2 protein-coding genes are annotated in these 1,046 nt (G+C 53.8%); both read left to right on the forward strand.

Going from position 1 to position 1,046, the window contains the following annotated elements:
- Positions 1-452, forward strand: a 452-nt coding sequence (locus JX325_RS17575) for a DNA cytosine methyltransferase (protein WP_243414174.1), incomplete at its 5' end; no start/stop codon positions are given.
- 112 nt (positions 453-564) lie between these two features.
- Positions 565-915 (forward strand): hypothetical protein, encoded by a 351-nt coding sequence (locus JX325_RS17580; protein WP_160636537.1) that lies wholly within the window; start codon positions 565-567, stop codon positions 913-915.
- Positions 916-1,046 lie beyond the last annotated feature (131 nt).

Consider the following 1,046-nt stretch of genomic DNA (forward strand, 5'->3'; position numbering starts at 1 on the left):
GCTCGCATAGCTGCGTCGCTCATTTTTCTGTATCATTCCCTCATTATACTACTTTTCCCTCTATTGGTACAGCTTCTCAGAACGGCGGCAACGGTCTGGGCTGCCAGGAGGGGATCGCCTATACGCTGACCGCCACGGATCACCACGCCGTCTTTTCCCGCCAGCGAGTGGATGTGTTTCGGGATGACAACGTAGCGTCTACCGAAAGTGCCCGTCAGCATAAGGACGCCACCGATCTTGTCTTACAAAATACAGGGGACGAAAGGCCATTGCTTATCAGGAGGCTGACGCCGCTGGAATGCGAAAGGCTCCAGGGGTTTCCCGATTTTTGGACAGACCTGCCGGGGGCCTCCGACTCCTCACGCTATAAAGCACTCGGGAATTCGGTCGCAATTCCTTGTGTAGAGTACATTATGCGGGGCATCGCCATGGCGGTCACTCCTGTAAAATAGCATTGTCAGTTTTGCTTCGTCTTGCAAAAACTTCTTTGTTGGTATGTGTGAATAGCTATTGTCCGGCGTTTCCGATATACTTGCCATACCGCCCAGGAAAGGAGAGCCCTATATGGCAGAGAAAACAAAAAATCTGTGCGCCCAGATTCCGGAGTCCCTCCACGCCAAGGTGCGGGAGCGGCAGGAAGCGTCCGGGCAGACACTGGGTCAGTACATGACCGAACTCATTGCAAAATTTTATGAACAGGAGGGTAAACCCACCATGAAAGAGAACCAGAGAACTGTAGCCTTCCAGGTGTCCACCGAGCTGTTCGATCAGTTCAAGGACTACCTCAAGCGGAAGGGCGTCAAGCAGAACGCCTTCTTCCTGGACTGCATCCGGCAGGCACTGGAGGAGGCTGAACAGACAGCCAATGGGGAATCGGAGCCGGAGGCGGAACAGGAAACGGAACAGGCTATGTGACCCAGTAAGGGCGGCAATGCCGCCTTTACTTATTGGAGGTGATTGTGATTTATATCTACCCTGATAACCTGAGAGCAAAGCCCAAGCTGTGGCTGTGGGAGCTGCGGGACGTGGCGGTCATTGGCATCGGG

This window comes from Oscillibacter sp. CU971 (genome assembly GCF_905219725.1).
In the GTDB taxonomy this organism is placed as follows: domain Bacteria; phylum Bacillota; class Clostridia; order Oscillospirales; family Oscillospiraceae; genus Oscillibacter.